The sequence below is a fragment of the Ruegeria sp. HKCCD4315 genome (genome assembly GCF_013112245.1).
Classification (GTDB): Bacteria; Pseudomonadota; Alphaproteobacteria; order Rhodobacterales; family Rhodobacteraceae; genus Ruegeria.
This window is the reverse complement of sequence record NZ_WVRN01000001.1, coordinates 1-21,380: the sequence shown is the minus strand read 5'-3', so window position 1 is coordinate 21,380 and position 21,380 is coordinate 1. Positions and strand designations below refer to the sequence as shown.

The following is a 21,380-nucleotide window of genomic DNA, read 5'->3' as shown; positions in this document are numbered from 1 at the left end:
CCTACTCCAAAGTATCTTTGAAGACCTCGCCATTCTTCATTATCAACTTGATATTGTCTGCATTTGTGACCGCAGCCAAATCTTCCAATGGGTTTCCGTCAACGATCAGTAGGTCAGCGTATCCGCCCTCCACAACTCGCCCAATTGGTCCATCTGGATAAGGGTTCTTATCTCCACTCATCGCTAGAAGGGCTGTCGCATTGCCTGTCGCTTGTTTCAAAATTTCTACGGGCTTGAACCAAGGCAGCAATCGCTCCAGCTGCTGCACCTGATCTGCCGCGTCGGGCACATTGAACAGGTCAGTTCCCCAAGTAACGTTCAGTTCGGGTAGCTCACTCACGATTTGATACATGTTTGCCGTCCCTTGGCAGACCGTATTCAGTTTAGAGTTGGAAAACGCATCAAGCTGCGGTTCGTTGCAGACCGTGAATGGCTGCGTGCTTAGAAAGACACCTTCTTCGGCCATACGTTCCAGAGTCGGTCGATCAAGCAATTGCCCATGCCCGACGTCTTTTATCCCAGCATCGATGGCGCGATTGACGGCATCCGGGGTATAGGCGTGCATAGTCACGTAAGTTCCGAAATCTGTTGCTGCATCAGCCGCCGCCTTCATCTCTTCAAATGTGAGTTGCGTGGACAGCAGCGGATCTGTTGGAGAAGAATAACCACCACCTGCGGCAATCTTGATTTGTGAAGCGCCAAGACGAAGGTTCTCTCGAGCAGCAGCCAACACTTGAGGAACTCCATCTACCGTAAACACCCAGCCGAGCCTGTCGCCGGTTGGTTCAATTCCGCTGAATGTCCGGTGCGTTTCGGTTTTGGTCCGAAAATCGAAGTGTCCAGAAGTCTGCGATAAAAAGCGCCCGGATGGGTAGATGCGAGGGCCGGGAACGACGCCCTCGTCAATTGCACGCTTCAGACCAAATATGTTGCCTCCCATGTCACGACCTGTCGTGACTCCACGCATCAACATCTCTTCTGCGTCCCGCACGGCACGGACCAGCGGATAGGTTGGTTCACCAAACAAGAGATCTGGGATTGTCACGGTCACCATCGAAAGATGCACGTGGTTGTCGACCAACCCAGGCATTAGCGTCCCGCCATTACCATCGATTACAGTAGCACCCTCGGCAGAAATCGCGTCTGCTGAGATCATGGATATGAGATGGTCCTCGATCAGAACATTGACGTCTTCAAGCCGTTCATCGCTGACGCCGTCGAAGAGGTGAACGTTGGTTATTACGGTGCGTTCGACGTCGTTTTGTCCCAATGCCACAGTACCGATGAAACACAATGCGAGCGACAATACTGACTTCATCAAAACTCTCCTCGAGGAATGGTGTGCATGCACGGCAGCTTACAATTGCATTGGTTTTTGGCAAAGATGTTGCTTCGCTACGGAAAAACCAGAAGATTAAGCGGAACACGTAACACTTTTCCGCCCCCGATCCTTAGTGACCCGCGCGGCGGCTTTCCGTCTCCCGGAACACTGTGACGCTCGCTTTATGCCAAAAAGGTTAGTTGTACGGCAAAATCAAATTGCCCAGTCCAGAAGAAGCGATTTCAGTTGTCGAACATCACTTCCTCGACCTGTGGCGCGCCACCGCGACGGAGAGTTCTCGTCATAGGTTCTGAAAGTGTGTCCCATTCAATCTGTTTGAGATCAAACTTACGAACCCGCGCTTCGTCATCCGTAAAATAGTAGACCTGCATATTGGCTGTATCGAAAGACACGGTGTATTGCGTACTTCCGTACCGGATCGGATCCAACCCATCCGGTAGATCAGAGAAATCGGTTTCCAAAGGCAATTGGAAATGCCCCAAGATGCGGAAGTGCTCAAGAGTCGTGTCGTAAGCACCTTGTGTCTCTCGGGCCGTTTCTTTGTATGCTGTTGCGCGAATAAAGCGGGATGGTGGGGTATAGTCGCCGGGAAGCCCGAGCAATCCAGTTCCATAACCAATCCCGCCCACAGTAAGCCCAGCTACTTCTATGTCGGGCCAATTGACCGGACGCAGATTGAGATAGTTTCTCAGGTTGGTCAGGTGCCAGTTATAGGGCGGGGAATTTGTCATGACCCCAATTGTCTCTTCAAAAATGTGAAGCTCGCCATTGATGTATTCAACTACGATTTCATCACCAGATGGATCCGAGACCACCACGTGTACTGGTGCAGCAAAACCAAGCGATGGCTCAATCACAGGAACGACCCGGACTTGTTTTGTCGCCTCGATGACCTCCTGCACGGTTGCGAACTGGCTGACCATGTACGTCATATAGTCGGTCGCGCTGATTGAATTAGCCGCCTGTGCTGGATCGTAGGGCTGGTATTCCGCAAAACCTGGGAAGTAGAGCAGATTCATGACCAATCCCTTTTCGTTGATCACGTCGCCGAAGAAACCGGCACGCTCCAACAAACTAACACCTGCGTAGCCGTATTTGCCGCTCCACTTTGCGCCATCGGCTCCGTCCGGCATCGTCATTGCACTATGCTCATGTCCTCGTGGGATAACAGAAAATCCTGGCTTAATGTCGAATGTACCCCACTCCATGGTGCGGCCAGGATGTTGCGAACCATCCGCTCCAGTGAGCCGTACATAGGTGCAGGCCTCGGCTGCAAGCGCAACCGAAAGTGACGCCAAAGTGGCAATTGCGATTACAACTTTCGTTACAGAGAAGTGGGTCATCAAAATCCTCCTGGACGCATACATTGGCAGCTAAGGCACTAAAATGTAGAATTGATACTTTGATTTTCGGCTTTAGTCTGATCAGTCGACCTTTGGGGGTCTTCTGAATGACCGTATTCTGAGCTGCAAAGTCAAATGCGTCCAGAGGCCCGACACCATTGCTGCCGAGCACGGTCTCCAGGCAGATTTGGACTGAAGTTTTGTTCTCTGCCGCCATGCAGATTTAGTTTTCGGAACGGCTTTCTATACGTTCCCAGCACCAACTGATCAGGAAAGATAGCCCTCCGACTACGAAGACTATCATCGCCGCCGCTTCTATTCGGAAGACCGCAAACTCAATCGTTGGGGCTGTCACCAAAAGAGTGGCAATCGTAAAGAACATCGCGGTCCATAGCGTGTTACCACCTATTCTGTGCACGCCTATGACAGCGGAGGCAAACCCGAGGATCAATAAGACTTGATGAGACAATCCGCTGAACTCGAAACATAGGGCTGCCAAAGACCCAAGCGCTACGCCAAGACCAAACCGCAATGCAGCATCAGGCACTTTTTGAAGTGGAGCCAAGACGCGGAATACGAACAACAACGAAAGCCAGTAGGATTTTTGGTTTCCGATTATGTGAGCGAGAAACGACGTCAAACTCATGCCGTCAATCAAGAATAGCCAGATAGAAATTGCTTCCTTGAAAGACATGGGAGGTCGTATTGCTGATCCCGCCAAGTCAAGCCAAACGCTGAGCAAACTACCGACTGTCGCCGCGGCCAGAAAAACCAAAACATGAACGGCAATACGCTCGTCGGGTGGGATCAGTAAATACAAGAGCAATCCGTTCAATGCAGGGACTGTCGCAAATCCACCGTTCTTGTACCCTTCAAAAGCAGCCCAACTGATCAAGACAAAACCACACAGAAAGGCGATCCACTGAATCGGGAAGAGTGTGCATACCAGTATGCTCACCAGCACTATCGCAAACGTTCTGGCGTTAGAAGCAAGACTAGAAAAGACGGACCCTAAAAAACCAGCTGAAAAACCCGCGACTGCCGCGATACCACCAAACGCAACGACCTGATCGCCTAGCAGTACGACGAGTACGGCTGTTGTACAAATTGCCAGCGCCGTACTCCAAGAGAGCAATCCCCCAACGAACTTAGTCGGCACCCTTGTTCCTCCACCTAGAGGCTCTTCGTCGTGAGTTCACTGTAGTCCGTACGAAGCAGGCCCTTTCGAATATTCTCAGTTTTTTCGCTGACGCGAACTAGCGCTGGCTGACTGAACAATGTTTCTCCGCCGGACCCCGTATTGCGTCAGAATACGGGGAATGGGCACGCTTCAGTCAATGATGAAATTTGAATTTGATTGCCTGCAAGCGCGTGTTGACTATCGCAGTCTACAACCGCGACACAGCACAGTGCTCCCCTACGGAAACAGCAACCACGCAAATCGCTCGCGCAGCGAATGACTGGGTAAACTATAGCTTAGAGTAGCTGTAAATGGCCGCTTTGGGCTGCGACCCGCCAACCATGCTTGCCGCAAAGAATGGCCGCATCGAGCCCAAAGCGGACACCGAAAAAATGTCAGACGACGCCAAAAAGTAGCGTCGCCCGATAGTCGCGGTTGTCGTTTTATTCTACCAGTTCCAGATCACCGGGACGCCAGGTCTTGTCGAACCAAGGCTCGAGCGGGCCGTAGAGGCGCATCATCACGTTGAAGCTTTGCCCGGGCATGGTTTGCGCCCAGTTGTTCTCCCAACCTTCTGGGGCTTCTGGACCAAAATAGATGCTGGTACTCCCATCCTCGTTCTGTTTTATCCCCGGTCTATTAGAGTCGATACCACCGGATTGCTGGTCAGTTTCAAGGATTGACCGAGTCTGTCCGCTATACAACATAAACGACGCAAAATTTTTGGCGGGAACCGGCGCCGGTAGCGTTACCTTATAGGTTTTTGAGCCGTCAAGGTACTGTCCGTTGCTGTCTCGCGCTGTCATCGCATAGACAGACCCCGTCCCGACCGGTGGCGAGGTCATCGCAGGCGTTATGCCCGTTGCCATATAGAAAAAGTACGACCGATCATCGAGGATGCGCGCGCCGTCCTCGAGAAAAAGATAGCTCTGGCGTTGGAACGGTGAGTTCCATTGCCGGTCGTCATAAAAGAACACTCCTGGATCGCGCGAGGCATACGTGATCGCTCGCGCCGTGGCGTTTGCGATTGCTGCTGCCTCCTTAAATATGCCCTGCATACGGGCATCGGGCTCAAAGGGCTCGCCTTTCTTGATCCCTATGGAAGCGAACGTGCCTACGATCTCCGGATTGAAAGCGCCTATTGGATTGTTTTCGAGTGCAACATGGATCTCTTCAAAGAAGTCTTCGTTGTTTGCGTGAACAGTGTTGTGTTGGACACCAGAGATATTCAAGAAGGTTTCAACAGGCGGGTTATCCGCTTCGCTAAGCGGATAGATATTCAAACCTGCTTTGATCTCAGCAACAGGCCCAGCCGTATCGCCATCTGGCCCGGGCTGCCTGCGAAGGATGAGCCAGTGCTCGTAGGTCTTTGTGCGCAGCTCAAAGTACCCTTCTGGCACAGGCGTTTCATCGTCTTTGTGAAGAAGAAGGTATTTGCCGCCTTCGCCTTTGTCAGCGCCAAGCGCACCAATGTCCGTCACATATTCGAATGCCGCATCGTCCAAAAGGCCAAGCAACCCGGGCGGCACCTCAATCACCATCGGACCCTCAGATATGTCAACGTTCGAACCGGTGTAGATCGTCGTTGTATTGGGTGTCAGCCAAATGGAACGAGCATCAAGCAAATCTTCTGCAATGACAACTTCGTTTGGCTCCACTCCAAGATCTTCGTAAGCTTGGAACATCGCTCGAAGCGAAGCGATCTTCATGCCATCCAGGAAAGCCGTCGTTGCTCTGATCAGATCAAGGTTGTCGAAGACTTTCTCCACCGTCTCAGGTGATGGCATACCATCGAAGAATTCCAGATCACCAAGCGTCTGAGTTTCGACCTTGTCTGGTGTAAGAACATTCTCAGGCACGTCGGCTTTGAATTCTTGGGCTGAAGAATGCGATGCGAGTACCAGGGCAGTCAGCACAGCTAACGACTTTGTTTTCATTGTTCACTCCATTGGGAATTTCTGTTTGTTTTGATCAGTTTACTTTTTCAAGATCGCCCAGCATCCAGCCACTCTCCAGCCATCCTTCTTGCGGCCCATATAGACGAAACAAAAGGAAGTACGGCTCTGTGGTTGGTATCCAGTTGCTTTCCATGCCTTCCGGTGCTTCTGGTCCAAAAAAGACGTCGTAAGAACCGTCTTCATTAGCCTGCATCGCATCAGTGTCGCGCTGGGACAAACCGACAGGATCAACGTTCCGAATGAAGCTCTTGGTCTCCATCGAATAAACAATCACGGACCAGAAATCGTCGGCAGGTGTGTCCGCTGGGACGTTCAGTCTGTAAGTCTGATTGTGGTCGTACATTTCACCGTCGCTGTCGCGAAGGCCCGTCAGATAAAATGTACCGCCACCGAGTTGTTTCGGCAGGTACGTGATCCAGAAGTAGCTGCCGCCCGCACGCGCATCCACAAGTACCTCTGTCTCAGTCTCATACGGGAATCCTGCCTCGGGTTGACCTTCGGCAAAGTCCCATATCAGCCACTGGCTCTTCATCTCGCCGCTATCGTCGACCCAGAGCGGGATCATGGCTTTGCCGGGCGTTACAAAGTAGTTCTGCATTGAGGCATACGCCAACAACAAACCCTCATTCATAGCTTGCATCTGAATTTCCGATGGCTCGAAAGGTTTTCCCTTTTGGATCCCGAGATCCTTCAGGAAATTTATCATGACCTTGTCTTGTGGTCTGACAGGGTTGTTTTGAACGTAATCGTTCAAGTCCTGAAAGAATGTCTCGTTGTAGTATGGAAGCGAGTCGTACGGCACTTCTGACGCTTCGAGATAGTTGTTGGGTGGCGGATTGTCGGCCTCAGACAGGTAGTACACCTTGATCGTCTGAGCGTACTCGGCCGCATCGGCGTCCGTTCCGCCATTCGTCAGTTTTGGCCGGAACGAAAAACCATATTCGTAGGTATCTGTTTCAAAGGGAAGGTATCCCGCCTCAGTTAATTCCTCCAGGGACATATCCCCTTCGTAGCCTGGGGGTAGCATGAGGTACTTGCCGCCGGCACCTTCATCGAAACCATCGGGACCAACGTCCACGATAGGAACATCCCAAGCATTCACGATTGTACCGAAGTAGTTCACCTTGTCGGTGGCAGCGGGCACTTCAATGACAAGGGGACCGGGTTCCGAGGTCATTGAAGCCCAAGCATAGGCCGTAACGTCGTTAGCTGTAAGAAACCCATGTTTGGAATCGAACGGCTTATTGAGATAAATGATGTCGTTGTAGTCGCCACCGAGGTCGCGACGAATGCCCTTGAGGAAATCGATCATACCGGCGGCAGGCATTCCCCAGATGGCCGTCTGGGTGGCACGCTGCACCATAATCTTGTACTCGATGTCCTCGACCTCGGCTGATCGTGCAAGGATGTCGCCCGTGTCGTTGAAGGACTGTGAGAAAACTGGTGAAGCAGAAATACCTGCGCCGAGCACCATTCCCAAAAAGTGCATCGAAAAACCGCCGTGTAGTGGCCGAAGTATTTTCATATTGCAATGCTCCCAGCTGTTTAGGGAAAGCTTGCACATCCGTTCAGCCGATGCGTATCATTTCACGACACGCGGGCGAACAAGCGGGTTGACGGATTGAACCTACCACCGATGATTTCGGCCAAGGCCTTGGGCGCGATGCCCCAGTTCGTGCTTGAGGCCGCTGGGGAAAGACGCCTGCTGCGTGCTTTTGACTCTGCCGATCTTCCTGTTCACTTCATTGAGGAAAGAGGCGGTTACATCTCGGAGCATGCCTTGGCGACCTTTGTGCACGAAGCCGCACGATCCACGGGACAACAAAACATCGGATTGTTGTGGTCACCGTATCTCACTGTCGCTGACTATGGCGCTTGGGGGAGTTACGTTCTTTCTGCTCCAACGCTGGGGGCAGCGCTAATACGAGCTTCTGCCGTCATGCCATTTCATTCGTCCACGGATCGCGCGTGGCTAGAAACTTCGGGCACAAGAGCGCGCTACTGTTATCGTTTTGGACTTCGCTCGCATTTCGCGTATCCGGACATCGGTTTCTCGGCCGTTGGGGTTTTTCTGAGCATATTCTGCGCGTATTTAGGAACCGACTGGAAACCATCGGCCGTGCTCTTGGACTTCCCGAAGATTCCTGGATTTGTCGAGGCAGAAGACACCTACGCTTGTCCTGTAATCTGGAACGCCACCCGGCTTGGGGTTGAGTTTGAAGCATCGGCTTTGCGAGCCGAAGCCACGCCCAAAAAACTTAGCAGCGGCTCGACAACTGTCGGAGATATTTCTCGCGAACGATTGGGCGGCCCACCTCAAACACTTAGAGGACAAGTCGAGGAAGTGGTTTGGCAACAACTTCATCGGGAGGAAATGTCGATTGATGCCACCGCGCGTTCGCTCGATCTTGGCATTCGCACACTACAGCGGAAGTTAGCAGGCGAAGGGGTTCGTTTTCGCGAAATCGTCAACGATGTCAGGGTAGCAAGGGCCGAGGAACTCCTCACAGATACGCGCGAGACAGTCTCCAGCATCTCCTCCATGCTAGGATATGAAACCGCAAATAATTTCAGCCGCGCATTTAGGAAGGTGACGGGACTGACGCCCTCTGACTATCGCAAGATGAACTCCGGTCATACTTGAATGGTCGTCTGCAAAATCAAGCCGTTGGCGTCTGCATTGCTCACAAATTTAAGTTAAGGTTGGATGCGACGAGTAACCGCGTCCAGTCCGAGTAGGGCAGGAAGCTAACCTAGTTCGATCACTTTTTATGTTTTCTTTTAGGATCAAGAAACAGTGTGCGTTGGAACAATGACAAAGTTACAGAGTATTTGCTTGCGGAGGTGGTTTTATCAGATGCCCCGCGTCGATTACCCTGGGATAGGTTCAACGCGGGGCTGTAGGAAAGTGCTAGGTACTCAAATGATGCCCGCACTCACTACGGGAAACATTCTGATATTTCGATGCTTGCTCTGTTTATGTATCCAACTTGGATATTTGATAGGTCCAACTGCTTAAAAAGTCGGAGCATGCAATGCGCACACCCCTCGAGATGGAGAGCTTTGGTCGCGAGTTTCCCGAGCACCTTCTTAGAATTGTTTGGTTGCTTATGTTGGTTGACACTTTTTTGGAGCTATTCCAAACAATCACTCAAAAAGCATCCACGAGATGGAAAATACTTCTGCAAATGCAGCGACGAGCTTTTGTAGTGCTGTTTTGGGCGCAGCCCCTAGTCATTTCCAGACACGAACCAATGAAATTGGCGAAAAAACCCACGGTCGTTCATGGGATGGGAGACGACCGTGGGTAGCAGTTAGGGGTATGATAGGTACGAAGCCATCATGAGTTTGGATCAAAACTCTTACAAAAGATTTGTATTTTGAAAGAAGAGCTTGCGAGCTATTCAGGCTATAGGTGTTCACCGACGTTCCGCAGTGCTTTTCCAGCAGTTGTTTGCAGAAAACGCTTTCACACGTTGAAATAAGTTCACATCGAAATATTTGCTTTTGTCGCGTTGTGGGTAGCTTCGCGACGCATCGTCTTATTGGGAGGAATACATGAAATATGCTGCCATTTTTGCCGCCGTGGCAATCTCCGCTTATGCAACTGTCGCCGCTGCCAAAGACCCGGTTCCGGCAAGTAGCGATAACTTCGAGATTTACAGTGAGGTTGAAGGCTGGACGGTTTATGCTGACAACGACTCTGGTACATGCCTGATAGAAAAAGTCTTCGAGAGCGGGAACGTCATGCAAATGGGTCTAACCAAAAACCAAAAACACGGTTACTTGGGAGTATTCACGCAAGCTGACATCGACATCAAAAACCGTCAAAAAATAGAAATAGCAATTGACGACTTCGTGTATGAAGGTCGTGCAAAAGGCATAAAAAGCAAGAAGCTAGCGGATAACTACTCAGGTGGCTATATCGTTGTAAAGGACGCAAATATGGCGACTGCCGTGGCCGAAGGTCAGACCTTGATCGCATTTCCAAAGAAGTCTGCAAATTTCATTGTGGACCTAACCGGTACGAAGAAGGCTATGGAAGAAGGTCGTAAATGCAACCTAGCACTTGCCAGCTAGCTTAGGCCGTTGCTCAACTTCAAAGAAAGTTGAGTTGCCTTTTTGTCAAACCATTAGTGGCCCCGCAGATTGCGGGGTCACTTGTTAGTAATTTTTTGTCTTTTCGCCTCAAGCATCAAGCTTATGGTTAGCCAGCCAAAACTGGTGCGGGCGTTGTCTGGAAAGCAACGAATTTTGGTTTATCCGAGTGAGTGGCAAGATCGAGTGCGATACTCAAACAAGGCAACGCGGTCTATTATTGCCCGTGTCTGCTTTGACCGAAACTCTGCCGTTCAGCAGATTTCAAAGAACGTCCAGCGCCGTTCAATGCAGACGTTCAGGCGAAATTTCTCGGAATGACCACCAACAATGACCGCTATCCGTTCCTAAGCCGTCATCTGACTTAACGACTCAGATGACTGACTTGAGCCCATACCTACCAAATGCTGCACACTGCACGAATGGTCACTTTCGAGCCGACCTACGCCCGAATCTCTTCACGCATAAACTCCACAAAGGCCCTTACACGCGGCTTTCGAAAGGCCGAAGGTAACTGCACGCTTTGGATCGGCAAAGTGCGGGAATGGAACTCCGGAAAGAGTTGCACAAGACGTCCGGTTTCAAGGTCGTCCCCCAAAAACACATCTGGGCATATGAAGATGCCGCTCCCGGCACGCGTCGGTACGAGGCAGGCGGGAGGACTGTTTGCCAGAAATGGGCCAGAGACAGGCACCTGCACGGTTTGCCCTTCGATCTGGAATGGCCAGCGGTTTGGATCGGGGTTGTTCGCATCTCGAATGCAAATGTGGTCCGAGAGTTCCGCAGGATGTGAAGGTGCGCCATGTTCTTCAAGGTAGGAAGGAGTCGCGACGACTTTCATATGCGTTTCACCGAGCTTGCGAACGACCAAACTGGAGTCACTGAGCGCGCCGATCCGTATTGCGATATCGAAACCGCCCTTGGCCAGATCGGCATAATGATCCGACAAGTCCAATTCGACTGTGACGTCCGGGTGTTGCTCTACGAAACGGCTTGCTGCTTTAGCCACCGCCGTGTCGCCATAGGTAAGGGGCGCAGCCACACGAACGATGCCCTTCAAGCCCTCTGAAGCGTCAAACTCAGTCTCCAACTGCTCCAATTCAGCCAGCACCCGTCGCGCTCCTTCCAGATATCGCTCCCCCTCGTGGGTCAACGACATAGACCTGGTGGTGCGATGGAGAAGATTCAGCCCAACCATGTTTTCGAGCTGGGCCACACGTTTGCTGACCAGCTTGTTTGAAATGCCAAGCCGTTGTCCGGCGGCGGCAAAAGAACCGGATTCCACAACAGCCACGAAGCTCTGCATCCCGTCGATCCGGTCCATATCATTGTCTCCATTTGCGCGATACACACTCGCTCTTATCGCCATTTCATGGAGAAAAGACCATCGCTAAGTTCCTCTCAAGCTGAATCGCAGGAGAAAAGAACATGGCAACGTCAGACGCCCCCATCTCAATAAGTCAGGTCGCCCTGACGGTGCGCGATCTGGATAAGACCGCCACCTTCTATGAAGACGTGATTGGCCTCGGCCTGATCGAACGCAACGGTGAAAGCGCCTTCCTCGGCACCGAGGCCGGAACGCTGATCGAGTTGCGCCAGGACCGAAACGCTAGACCCTTTCCTAAAGAGGCGGGGCTGTTTCACACCGCATTTCTGTTGCCGTCCAAACAAGACCTCGGCGCATGGCTGATCTACGCGGATGAGCGTGGTGTTCGCCTGGATGGCGCATCCCACCACGGTGTCAGCGAGGCGCTGTATCTGAACGATCCCGAAGGAAACGGCATCGAAATCTATCGTGATCTGCCTCGCGAAGCGTGGAAACGCCAAGGCGATACCATCCACATGACAACGCACCCGCTCGACCTGAAATCACTAACGGTAGATGCCACACAGTGGCAATGCGCACCGCCAGGCACAGTCATCGGACACGTTCATTTACGTGTCGGTGATGTCGGCAAGGCAGCCAAGTTCGTTACTGACGAGCTGAGTATGGTTCAGACATTTGAGCTGCCCTCAGCCCGCTGGTTCGGGTCCGGTGGCTACCATCACCATCTTGCGGCGAATGCTTGGCAATCAAAGGGGGCAGGCTCGCGCTCTGCTGGGGCCACTGGTCTCACAAGTGTTGAACTGTTGGCTGACCCGGCAGATCTCACGCCCGGCCACAAGGTCGATCCGTGGGGCACAGAATTCACAATCACCTCGGCGCAAGCCGGCGCCGCGAGAATGTCGTCAAATCAAACCAAGAGAGGACTACAACGATGACACCTAAAGAACTCGTATTGGAGGCTGTAGCCGCCATTTTCGTCAACTTCGACGCAACCGCCGCCGAACAACTGCTGGCAAATGACTATATTCAGCACAACCCTGCTGTCCCCACAGGTGCCGCCCCGATCCTCGGGTTAATCCCCGGTCTCAAGGAAAGCGGGATCGAGGTGGACATCCACCGGGTGATCACGGAGGGCGATATGGTCGTCCTGCATACGACCTATAACAACGCCCAGGCGTTTGGCGCAGACACCTTGGTTGGCTTTGATGTCTTCCGCGTCGAGGATGGAAAGGTTGCGGAACACTGGGACAACCTGACACCGCTCACACCGCCAAACCCTTCGGGACACACTCAGACCGATGGTCCGACTGAGATAACCGATCTGGATAAGACTGCTGAGAACAAGGCGCTGGTCACAGACTTTGTGAACACTATCCTGAAGGATGGCGACGTTGACCGGATAACCGAATTCCTGTCCACGGAGACCTACATCCAGCACAACAGCAACATTGCTGACGGTCTGGACGGTTTGGGTGCGGCACTTGCAGGCATGGCCGAGCAAGGCATCCAAATGATCTACTCGGATGTCCACATTGTTGTGGCCGAGGGCAACTTTGTCTTCACCGCCTCTGAGGGTAAGTTTGCCGATGAGCCGACTGCCTTCTATGACCTATTCCGCGTCGAAGACGGCAAGATCGTTGAGCATTGGGACGTGATCGCAGAGATCCCTGCTGAAATGGCCCATGACAACGGCAAGTTCTGATCGGGTGCCAATATGAAAGCATTCCTGGTCACCCTAATGATGACGAAGCTAGGAAGTACGGCAATGGCTCAAGATGCTGGCGTAATTGAGATTGTGACAATGGATCTTGCCGCAGGGATCACAGCTCAGGAGTTCGAACCAGTCGATAGGGCCATTGAGAACGAGCACGTTAGTAAACAGCCCGGCTTCATCTCCCGGCAAGCTGCGTTCGCAGATGGCAAATGGGCGGTCGTCGTCAATTGGGAAAGCGCAGAGGCAGCGCAGGCGTCCATGGACAGCTTTGCCTCTGCCCCGGCAGCCGAGAAGTTCATGAACATGATCGACGCAACTACAATGTCGATGACCCGCTACGAACTGGCGCGGTGAGCATTCCCAAACCAACGAAAGCACCCGTGGCAATCATGGGTGCTTTGTTGTCCGATGTAATGCAGAGTTCCGGAGCTATCAGATTGTCTGGCTAGCAGAATTGGTCAGTTCATCATTCGGCTCTAGCTCTTTTCAGCGCTTGGCTTGTAGTTTTCCATAGCTCAAACCGGCTTCTTTGCGCTTCTCGGGCGCTTACAATTCTCGTATCGAATGTCCGGTTTGGGCTGGAAGCGGCCATCCGAAAACCTTCCCCGGCAATACGGCGATGGCGCGAAACAGGCAAAGAATGAGACCCGAAGATATGGAGCCTCGAACCAAGAAAGTTGAAGGTTAATGCGCCCAAAGCTTTGGGCCAAAAATGCAATTCTTTGGGCGAAATGCAAAGCTATGGGCGCACCTACAACCGGTCAGAAATCAAGATTCTCCACGCTCAGGGCGTTTTTCTGGATGAACTCCCGACGCGGCTCGACAACGTCGCCCATGAGCTTGGTGAACAGATCATCTGCCTCGACCATGTCATCGACGCGCACCTGCAACAGCGTGCGGGCGTCCGGGTCAAGCGTTGTTTCCCACAGCTGGTCTGGGTTCATCTCACCGAGGCCTTTGTAGCGTTGCAGCGACAAGCCCTTTTCGCCCTCTTCCAAAATGGCACGCAGCAGGTCCAGAGGGCCGTGGATAACCTGAGATCGGTCACGGCGGATCAGCGTCGCTGGCGTGTTATACACCTCTTGCAGGCTTTGAGTGAAACTGCCGGTCTTGCGCGCCTCACCCGAGCGCAGCATGGGGCCGTCCAAAGTGCGGACCTCTTCCACACCGCGCAAGATGCGGGCCAGACGGATGCCGTGATCCTGCGTAATCCGGCCCTGCCAGCCGCGTTCATATTCCAGCGCGATCAGGTCAAGACGGGCAGCAACCTTGTCGGCCACGCCTTGCAGGTCGGCATCAACCGCACCCGGCACGAAAGCCCCCGCGACGGCAGCCTGTTCCAGAATGTGACGCGGGTAATGCGTCGGGAACGCGTCCAGAACACGTTTCAACTGGCGCGCTTCGTCCACAACCCGCGTGAGGTCTTGGCCGATGATTTCTTCACCCGAGCCAAGCTTCAACACGGCCCCTTCGACGCCCTGATTGATCAGATAGTCGTCCAGCGCCGCCTGATCCTTCAGGTAAACCTCTGATTTACCACGCGAAACCTTGTATAGTGGTGGCTGTGCGATATAGAGATACCCACCCTCGATCAGTTCCGGCATTTGCCGATAGAAGAAGGTCAGCAGCAGCGTCCGGATGTGTGCACCGTCCACGTCGGCATCGGTCATGATGACGATCTTGTGGTAGCGCAGCTTTTCGATGTTGAACTCATCGCGGCCAATACCAGTGCCCAGCGCCATCACCAGGTTGCCAATTTCCTGCGACGACAGCATTCGATCAAACCGCGCGCGTTCCACGTTCAGGATTTTCCCGCGCAAGGGCAGAACAGCTTGTGTCAGACGATCCCGACCTGTTTGCGCGGAACCACCTGCCGAGTCCCCCTCGACCAGGAAGACTTCGGTTTTGGACGGGTCTTTCTCGGAACAATCTTTCAGCTTACCGGCCAGATAGTTCACATCCATCGCCGTCTTGCGGCGGGTCAGTTCACGGGCCTTTCGGGCAGCCTCACGGGCCAGAGCGGCCTCGATGATCTTGCCGACGATACCCTTGGCTTCATTGGGGTTTTCTTCAAACCATTCGGCCAGTTTTTCGTTCATCAAACCTTCGACCGCAGGTCGCACCTCGGACGAGACCAGCTTGTCCTTGGTTTGGGATGAGAATTTTGGGTCAGGCACTTTCACCGACAGCACGCAGGTCAGGCCCTCACGCGCGTCGTCACCTGTAAAGCTGACCTTTTCCTTCTTTGCGATCCCGCTGGACTGCGCATAGTTGTTGATCGTCCGTGTCAAAGCACCCCGGAAACCGGCGACATGCGTGCCACCATCCCGCTGCGGGATGTTGTTGGTAAAGGGCAGCACCGTCTCATGGTAGCTGTCATTCCACCACATCGCGATTTCAACGCCGATGTCGTCACGCTCGCCCTTGATATAGATCGGCTCGGGCATGGCCGGGGTCTTGGACCGGTCGAGATACTTGACGAATTCCTTGACGCCGCCTTCATAAAACAACTCGGTTTCCAACCGCTCAGCAGGGCGTTCATCAATCAGGATGATCCGCACGCCTGAGTTCAGGAAGGCCAACTCGCGCAGGCGCTTTTCCAGCGTTTCAAACGAGTACTCGAGGTTCGAAAACGTGTTGGTCGAGGCCAGAAACCGCACCTCGGTCCCGGTGCGATCGCCGCATTCACCCACGACCTTCAGATGTTCAGCCGTTTCGCCGCCCTCAAAGCGCGCGACATGTTCCTTGCCCGCACGCCAGATGCGCAATTCCAGCCAATCGGACAGGGCGTTCACGACCGAAACACCCACGCCGTGCAGACCGCCCGACACCTTGTAGGAATTGCTGTCGAACTTACCGCCCGCGTGCAGTTGGGTCATAATGACTTCAGCCGCTGAAACACCTTCTTCCGGGTGAATATCGACCGGAATTCCGCGCCCGTTATCACTGACCGAGACGCTGGAATCCGCATGGATTTTTACGGTTACATGGTCAGCATGACCCGCCAAGGCTTCATCGATCCCGTTGTCGACCACCTCATACACCATGTGGTGCAGACCAGAGCCATCATCCGTGTCCCCGATATACATGCCGGGGCGCTTTCGAACAGCCTCCAACCCTTTGAGAACCTTGATGGAATCTGCGCCGTATTCTTGAGGAGCCTGTGCGTCTTCGGACATTCAGTCAGTACCTATATTATTTTGGTAACTTATACGTTTTCTGGTGGGGAATGTCACGCGATCCCCCAAGATTTTGTGTTTGCGAGGGTCGTTTTTTGCCTGCTGGTTACAGGCTCACAAGCGATCAATGTCAGCGGCGATGTCCGCAGCGATTTCATCTGCGTCGACATCCTCGCGCTCAGCAGACAATCGCAATCCAAGAATGTCCGACTGATACCGCGCCGCCAGTCGATCCGGGTCATGTTCAGACCGGATTTCACCAGCATTCTGAGCGCTTCGGAACAGCTCGGCAAAACACGCTTTCATCTCAGTCATGTGCCGCGCGGCCTGATCCGCAAGGTCGTGATCTTTCGCCTGCAACTCCGCATATGTCTTTGCCAACATGCAGGCTTTCGTCGGGTTCTCGACCGCTTCGATCACCAAACGGGGCTGCGCTTTCAACGCCCCTTTTGGCCCCAACTTTTCAGCCAAAGCCTTTAGGCGTGCCACGCCTTCCCGTGTGTAGCTTTCCATTGTCAGCGCATAGAGCGCGTCCTTCGAGCCGAATGCCGCATAAAAACTGCCGGGCTTTAGTTTCAATTCCCGCTCCAGATCCTTCAGCGACGTCCCGGCCCAGCCCTGACGCCAGAAGATGTCCTTTGCTTTAGCAATCAGAGCATCACGATCATATGCGGGTTTCCGAGGCATCAACATCACCAATTCTTGAACGTTCACTCAAATATATACTTGAGTGATCGCTCAATAAACCCTAAATACGACTCATCGCGCCAAAACAGGAGTTCCGACATGGCCAATTTTCCGTCGCACGACCTCGAATCCGCCCCTGAAGGGTCCAAACCTCTTCTCGAAAAATCACAGGCCGCGTTTGGTCGCTTGCCCGGTTTGCACAAGGTGATGGCCGAAAGCCCGCAGCACCTGGAAGGTTATCAGGTTCTGCATGGCCTCTTCTTGCAAACCGATTTCGACAATGATGAGAAAACCGTTGTTTGGCAGACCATCAACGTAGAAAATGAATGTCACTACTGCGTGCCAGCGCACACCGGTATCGCCAAGATGATGAAAGTCTCGGACGAAATCACCGAGGCGCTGCGCAATGAAACTCCGCTGCCTTCGGCCAAGCTCGAGGCACTGCGCACCTTCACTCTGCAAGTGATGGAAACACGCGGCAACCCGACCGAGGAGCAGTTGCAGGCGTTTTTCGACGCGGGATATTCGCACCGCGCGGTTCTGGATGTGGTGCTGGGCTTGGCTCAGAAAACAATGTCGAACTACGTCAACCACATGGCCAAGACACCGGTCGACGAGGTTATGCGCGGCTTCCTGTGGGAACGTAAAGTCAGCGAACTAGCCTAAGCGGTCACGACCGAGCCCTCATCGCTTTCGGTGACAACCACCGTCTGGGCCCGGTCCCCCAATTCAGCAAACAACTCAGGCCCGGTGCCCGTCATCCAGGCCTGAGCCCCCAGAGCGCAAATTTCGTCATAAAGCGCCGCGCGCCGATCTGCGTCCAGATGGGCGGCCACTTCGTCCAACAGAACAATCGGAGGTGCCCCAACCATCTCTGCCAGCGCCCGCGCGTTCGACAAAATCAAAGACACAAGCAACGCCTTCTGCTCGCCGGTCGAACAATCCTTGGCCGGAACGCCCTTTGCAGCGAACACCCCATACAGGTCTGACCGATGCGGCCCTACCAAAGTCCGGCCCGCCGCCAGATCCCGGAAGCGACTCTCGTTCAAGGCGTCACGCAGATCCTCTGCTGTCTGAGGCATCGCACCTTCTGTCTGGACCAATTCCAACTCAGCTGACGGAAAAGCCGTCTCCGCCCGATCCTGCGCGGCGCGCAAATAATCCAGCGCCGCAACGCGAGCGGCATGTATGCGATGCCCGGACTCCGCCATCTGACCCTCCAGGGCCGCATACCAATGGGCATCCCGCGCCTGCTCTTTCAGCAAACGGTTCCGCTCGCGCATAGCTTTTTCATAAGTCAAAGACGCTTCGGCATGGGCTGGGTCAAAACTCAGCGCGATACGGTCCAGAAATCGCCGTCGCCCTTCGGCTCCTTCAATCCAAAGCCGGTCCATCGAAGGGATCAGCCAAACAACCCGCGCCAGTTTCCCCAGCTCGATCTGGCTCGAGGTCTTTTCGTCAATCCGAACCTGCCGCGCCGCGCCACCCTCGGACCAGGTTTCCACCTCGTAACGCTGGCCCTGCGCATCCAATATCCCCGACAGCTTCCACCCCAACGCCTCGGGCCGACGTGTCATTTCGGCCGCGCTTGCCCGCCGCATCCCACGACCGGGCGAAAACAAAGAAACTGCTTCCAGAATGTTGGTCTTGCCCGCCCCGTTGGGCCCGTGAATCGCAACCGGCCTCCCGTCCAGCGACAGGCGCGCCAGCTTATGAGACCGAAAATGCGAGACCGTAAGCTCGGTCAGGGCCAATCCCATGACCCCTCCCTTCATCTTTTCAAAAATACTCCCGCCGGAGGCGTCGCGCGTCAGCGCGATCAGACGCGCATCGGCATCACAACATAAACCGCGCTTTGATCATTGCCTTCACGCATCAGGGTCGGATCACCTGCCGAGTTGAACAGGAACACAGCATTCTCACGATCGACCTGAGACGCAATCTCCAGCAGATACTTGGCGTTGAACCCGATCTCCAACCGTTCATCCCCATAGGCGACGGCCAGTTCTTCTTCAGCCGCACCACTATCCGGAGCATTGACCGAAAGGACCAACTTGTCGCCATCCAATTGCAGCTTTACCGCACGCGACCGTTCGGACGACACTGTCGCGACCCGGTCTACGGCCTGCGCAAACTCGGCAGCATCGACCTCAAGCTTGCGGGTGTTCCCTTGCGGGATGACGCGTGTGTAATCGGGGAAGGTGCCGTCGATGACCTTCGAGGTCAGGGTGATATCCGGCGTGGCAAAACGTACCTTGGTTTCGCTGACCGAAACGGCGATATCCATTTCATCGTCGTCCAGCAGCTTGCGCAGCTCGCCTACTGTTTTGCGTGGCACGATCACACCAGGCATATCTGCGGCCCCTTCAGGCAGGTCCGCATCAATACGCGCCAGACGGTGGCCATCGGTGGCAACGCAACGCAGCACTTTACCGCCATCCGAGCTGTCAGCGACATGCATATAGACACCGTTCAGATAGTACCGCGTCTCTTCCGTCGAGATGGCGAATTTCGATTTGTCGAACAGCCGGCGCAGCAGCGCGGCAGACGCGGTGAAATTCGACTGATATTCCGAGGACGCCATAACCGGAAAATCCTCTTTTGGCAGCGTTGCCAACGAGAAATTTGACCGGCCCGCCTCGACGGTCAACCGGCCTGCGGCACTGTCTGCGGTCAGCGTTACCAGCGCCCCATCCGGCAGCTTGCGTACGATTTCATGCAAAGTGGTCGCTGCAACCGTGGTCGCCCCGGCTTTCTCGACCTGCGCAGGCGCTTTGTCGACCACTTCGATGTCCAGATCAGTGGCGCGGAATTGGGCCACATCGCCCTCGGCCTCAATCAAAACATTCGCAAGTATGGGTATGGTGTTGCGCCGTTCCACAACGGATTGGGCCTGCGAAACGGCCTTGAGAAGGGTGCCGCGTTCAATGCTGATCTTCATACCCTCAGTTCCTCTGACTTGCGTACCGACATGGGCGGGACTGGCACGTTAGCGGTTCCACCCTGAGGCACAAGGATTTTTTACGGATTTCTGGGTTGGAAAGCCCTTAGCGTCAAGGGCATCGTGCCCAACAAGCCTCAGTTCTGGTCCAACCGTGGATTAATGCGCACAAGAAAACACCCCGGACGCAAAGTTCCGGGGCGTTTGCTTCATGAAATGCTCAGATCAGGCTTCCAGCGATCGCCGCAGCATTTCCACATCTTCAGCGATCTGACCGTCGGTCAGCTTCAGCTCTTCGATACGCTTCACGCCATGCATGACAGTTGTGTGGTCGCGCCCGCCAAAACGGCGGCCAATTTCGGGCAGCGAACGGCTGGTGAGCTGCTTGCACAGATACATCGCAACCTGACGCGGACGCGCGTATGACCGCAGACGTTTGGGGCCGATGATGTCAGACAGACGGATATTATAGTACTCGGACACTTTCCGCTGAATCTCTTCAACGCTTATTTTGCGTTCCGACGCGCGCAGCACATCAGCCAGACAATCCTGTGTCAGCTCCATATCGATTTCGCGGCCCACCAGCGATGCGAAGGCGAACAGACGGGTCAAAGCGCCTTCCAGAACGCGGACATTGGTCGAGATGCGGTGGGCCAGAAACTCAAGTACACCGTCAGCAATCTCCAGATCAGGATAGGTGCTGCTGTACTGCTGCACCTTGTTCTGCAGAATGCCCAGGCGCAGCTCGTAATCGGTCGGATGCAGGTCGACGACCAGACCGCATTGAAGACGCGATTTCACACGGTCTTCCAGATCCTTGATCTCACCCGGGGCGCGGTCGGCGGAAATGATGATCTGCTTGTTCTGATCCACCAGCGCATTGAAGGTGTGGAAGAATTCCTCCTGGGTTGAATCCTTGCCTGCGATGAATTGCACGTCATCCACCATCAGCACGTCAACCGACCGGAACAGGTGTTTGAAATCCATCATCCGGCGTTCGCGTAGGGCCTGAACAAAACGGTACATGAATTGTTCGGCGGACAGGTAGAGCACGTTCAGCTCAGGATGCTTGGTTTTCAATTCCCACGCGATGGCGTGCATCAGGTGGGTTTTGCCCAAGCCCACACCGCCATACAGCACCAGCGGGTTGAATGTGACCGGACCACCTTCGGACACACGGCGCGCAGCGGCATGTGCCAGTTCGTTGGGTTTGCCGACAACAAAACTGTCAAACGTAAAACGGGTGTCCAACGGCGCAGCCTGCAAAGACTCGAGCGCATCCTGCGCAACCTCTGTCACAGGCGCGGCAACAGGATCTGCACGCACCTCAGGAGCAGCTTGTACAGCAGGTTTCGGACGCGCGGGCGAGTTCGCGGGAACCCGAAAATCCAGCCGCTGCACAGTTTCCCCTGCCGTGTTCAATTCATACAATATGAGGTCTGCAAAGTTCTGGCTGACGTAGTTGCCCATAAAATTGGTCGGCACGGAAAAAACCGCCACACCGTTTTGCAGCTCTTTAAATTCCAAAGGCTCAATCCAGGTGGTGTAGTTATTCCGACCGACGGCCTTCAGCAATTTGTTACGCAGTAGTCCCCATTTCTCTTGTGTCAT

At 54.0% G+C, this 21,380-nt stretch carries 17 protein-coding genes; 6 read left to right on the top strand and 11 right to left on the bottom strand.

The window, feature by feature from the left end; translation table 11 throughout:
• Window position 1 precedes the first annotated feature (1 nt).
• The 5 genes from GS646_RS00085 to GS646_RS00065 form a co-directional block, all read right to left on the bottom strand.
• Window positions 2-1,351, bottom strand: coding sequence for an amidohydrolase family protein (locus tag GS646_RS00085; protein ID WP_216600526.1), 1,350 nt, complete (start codon window positions 1,349-1,351; stop codon window positions 2-4).
• A gap of 212 nt (window positions 1,352-1,563) precedes the next feature.
• The gene (locus GS646_RS00080; RefSeq protein WP_171649045.1) at window positions 1,564-2,685 is read right to left on the bottom strand and encodes a linear amide C-N hydrolase; all 1,122 of its coding nucleotides are present in this window, start codon (window positions 2,683-2,685) and stop codon (window positions 1,564-1,566) included.
• 223 nt (window positions 2,686-2,908) lie between these two features.
• Window positions 2,909-3,844: a hypothetical protein gene (locus tag GS646_RS00075; RefSeq protein ID WP_171678582.1), complete on the bottom strand. Its 936-nt coding sequence runs from the start codon at window positions 3,842-3,844 to the stop codon at window positions 2,909-2,911.
• Window positions 3,845-4,308: 464 nt separating this feature from the next.
• Window positions 4,309-5,802, bottom strand: coding sequence for a DUF1254 domain-containing protein (locus GS646_RS00070; protein WP_171648600.1), 1,494 nt, complete (start codon window positions 5,800-5,802; stop codon window positions 4,309-4,311).
• A 34-nt stretch (window positions 5,803-5,836) separates the two neighbouring features.
• A complete protein-coding gene (locus GS646_RS00065; RefSeq protein WP_216600506.1) occupies window positions 5,837-7,348 on the bottom strand; it encodes a DUF1214 domain-containing protein in 1,512 nt (503 codons plus the stop codon).
• A gap of 96 nt (window positions 7,349-7,444) precedes the next feature.
• On the opposite strand from GS646_RS00065, the gene GS646_RS00060 reads away from it, so the two are divergent.
• Both GS646_RS00060 and GS646_RS00055 read left to right on the top strand, forming a co-directional pair.
• On the top strand, window positions 7,445-8,467 hold the full coding sequence (locus GS646_RS00060; protein ID WP_171679248.1) for an AraC family transcriptional regulator: 1,023 nt from the start codon (window positions 7,445-7,447) through the stop codon (window positions 8,465-8,467).
• Window positions 8,468-9,381: 914 nt separating this feature from the next.
• Entirely contained in the window at window positions 9,382-9,903 is a 522-nt protein-coding gene (locus GS646_RS00055; protein ID WP_170556203.1) for a hypothetical protein, read from the top strand.
• Between the two features lie 460 nt (window positions 9,904-10,363).
• Here the strand turns inward: GS646_RS00055 and GS646_RS00050 are convergent, their stop codons facing one another.
• On the bottom strand, window positions 10,364-11,245 hold the full coding sequence (locus GS646_RS00050) for a LysR family transcriptional regulator (protein WP_170556202.1): 882 nt from the start codon (window positions 11,243-11,245) through the stop codon (window positions 10,364-10,366).
• Window positions 11,246-11,349: 104 nt separating this feature from the next.
• Here GS646_RS00050 and GS646_RS00045 point away from each other — a divergent pair, with 104 nt between their 5' ends.
• From GS646_RS00045 to GS646_RS00035, 3 genes are all read left to right on the top strand, one after another.
• Complete coding sequence (locus GS646_RS00045) at window positions 11,350-12,183, top strand: VOC family protein (RefSeq protein ID WP_171648596.1); 834 nt, start codon at window positions 11,350-11,352, stop codon at window positions 12,181-12,183.
• On the top strand, window positions 12,180-12,950 hold the full coding sequence (locus GS646_RS00040) for a nuclear transport factor 2 family protein (RefSeq protein WP_170556200.1): 771 nt from the start codon (window positions 12,180-12,182) through the stop codon (window positions 12,948-12,950). The genes GS646_RS00045 and GS646_RS00040 overlap by 4 nt, the downstream gene beginning before the upstream one ends.
• A 63-nt stretch (window positions 12,951-13,013) precedes the next feature.
• On the top strand, window positions 13,014-13,316 hold the full coding sequence (locus GS646_RS00035; RefSeq protein ID WP_216600505.1) for an antibiotic biosynthesis monooxygenase: 303 nt from the start codon (window positions 13,014-13,016) through the stop codon (window positions 13,314-13,316).
• Window positions 13,317-13,723: 407 nt separating this feature from the next.
• Here the strand turns inward: GS646_RS00035 and gyrB are convergent, their stop codons facing one another.
• On the bottom strand, window positions 13,724-16,141 hold the full coding sequence (gyrB, locus tag GS646_RS00030) for a DNA topoisomerase (ATP-hydrolyzing) subunit B (RefSeq protein WP_171096492.1): 2,418 nt from the start codon (window positions 16,139-16,141) through the stop codon (window positions 13,724-13,726).
• 114 nt (window positions 16,142-16,255) lie between these two features.
• Window positions 16,256-16,828 carry a TetR/AcrR family transcriptional regulator gene (locus GS646_RS00025; protein ID WP_171105908.1) on the bottom strand — a complete coding sequence of 191 codons (573 nt, stop codon included), beginning with the start codon at window positions 16,826-16,828 and terminating at the stop codon, window positions 16,256-16,258.
• A 99-nt stretch (window positions 16,829-16,927) separates the two neighbouring features.
• On the opposite strand from GS646_RS00025, the gene GS646_RS00020 reads away from it, so the two are divergent.
• Window positions 16,928-17,494 carry a carboxymuconolactone decarboxylase family protein gene (locus GS646_RS00020; protein WP_171188061.1) on the top strand — a complete coding sequence of 189 codons (567 nt, stop codon included), beginning with the start codon at window positions 16,928-16,930 and terminating at the stop codon, window positions 17,492-17,494.
• On the opposite strand, the gene recF is transcribed toward GS646_RS00020, so the two are convergent.
• From recF to dnaA, 3 genes are all read right to left on the bottom strand, one after another.
• Window positions 17,491-18,588, bottom strand: a complete 1,098-nt coding sequence (recF, locus tag GS646_RS00015; protein WP_171188063.1) for a DNA replication/repair protein RecF — start codon at window positions 18,586-18,588, stop codon at window positions 17,491-17,493. The genes GS646_RS00020 and recF overlap by 4 nt on opposite strands.
• Before the next feature lie 59 nt (window positions 18,589-18,647).
• A complete protein-coding gene (gene dnaN, locus GS646_RS00010; protein WP_171188064.1) occupies window positions 18,648-19,769 on the bottom strand; it encodes a DNA polymerase III subunit beta in 1,122 nt (373 codons plus the stop codon).
• A gap of 225 nt (window positions 19,770-19,994) precedes the next feature.
• On the bottom strand, window positions 19,995-21,380 hold a 1,386-nt coding region (dnaA, locus tag GS646_RS00005; RefSeq protein ID WP_171188066.1), incomplete at its 5' end, for a chromosomal replication initiator protein DnaA.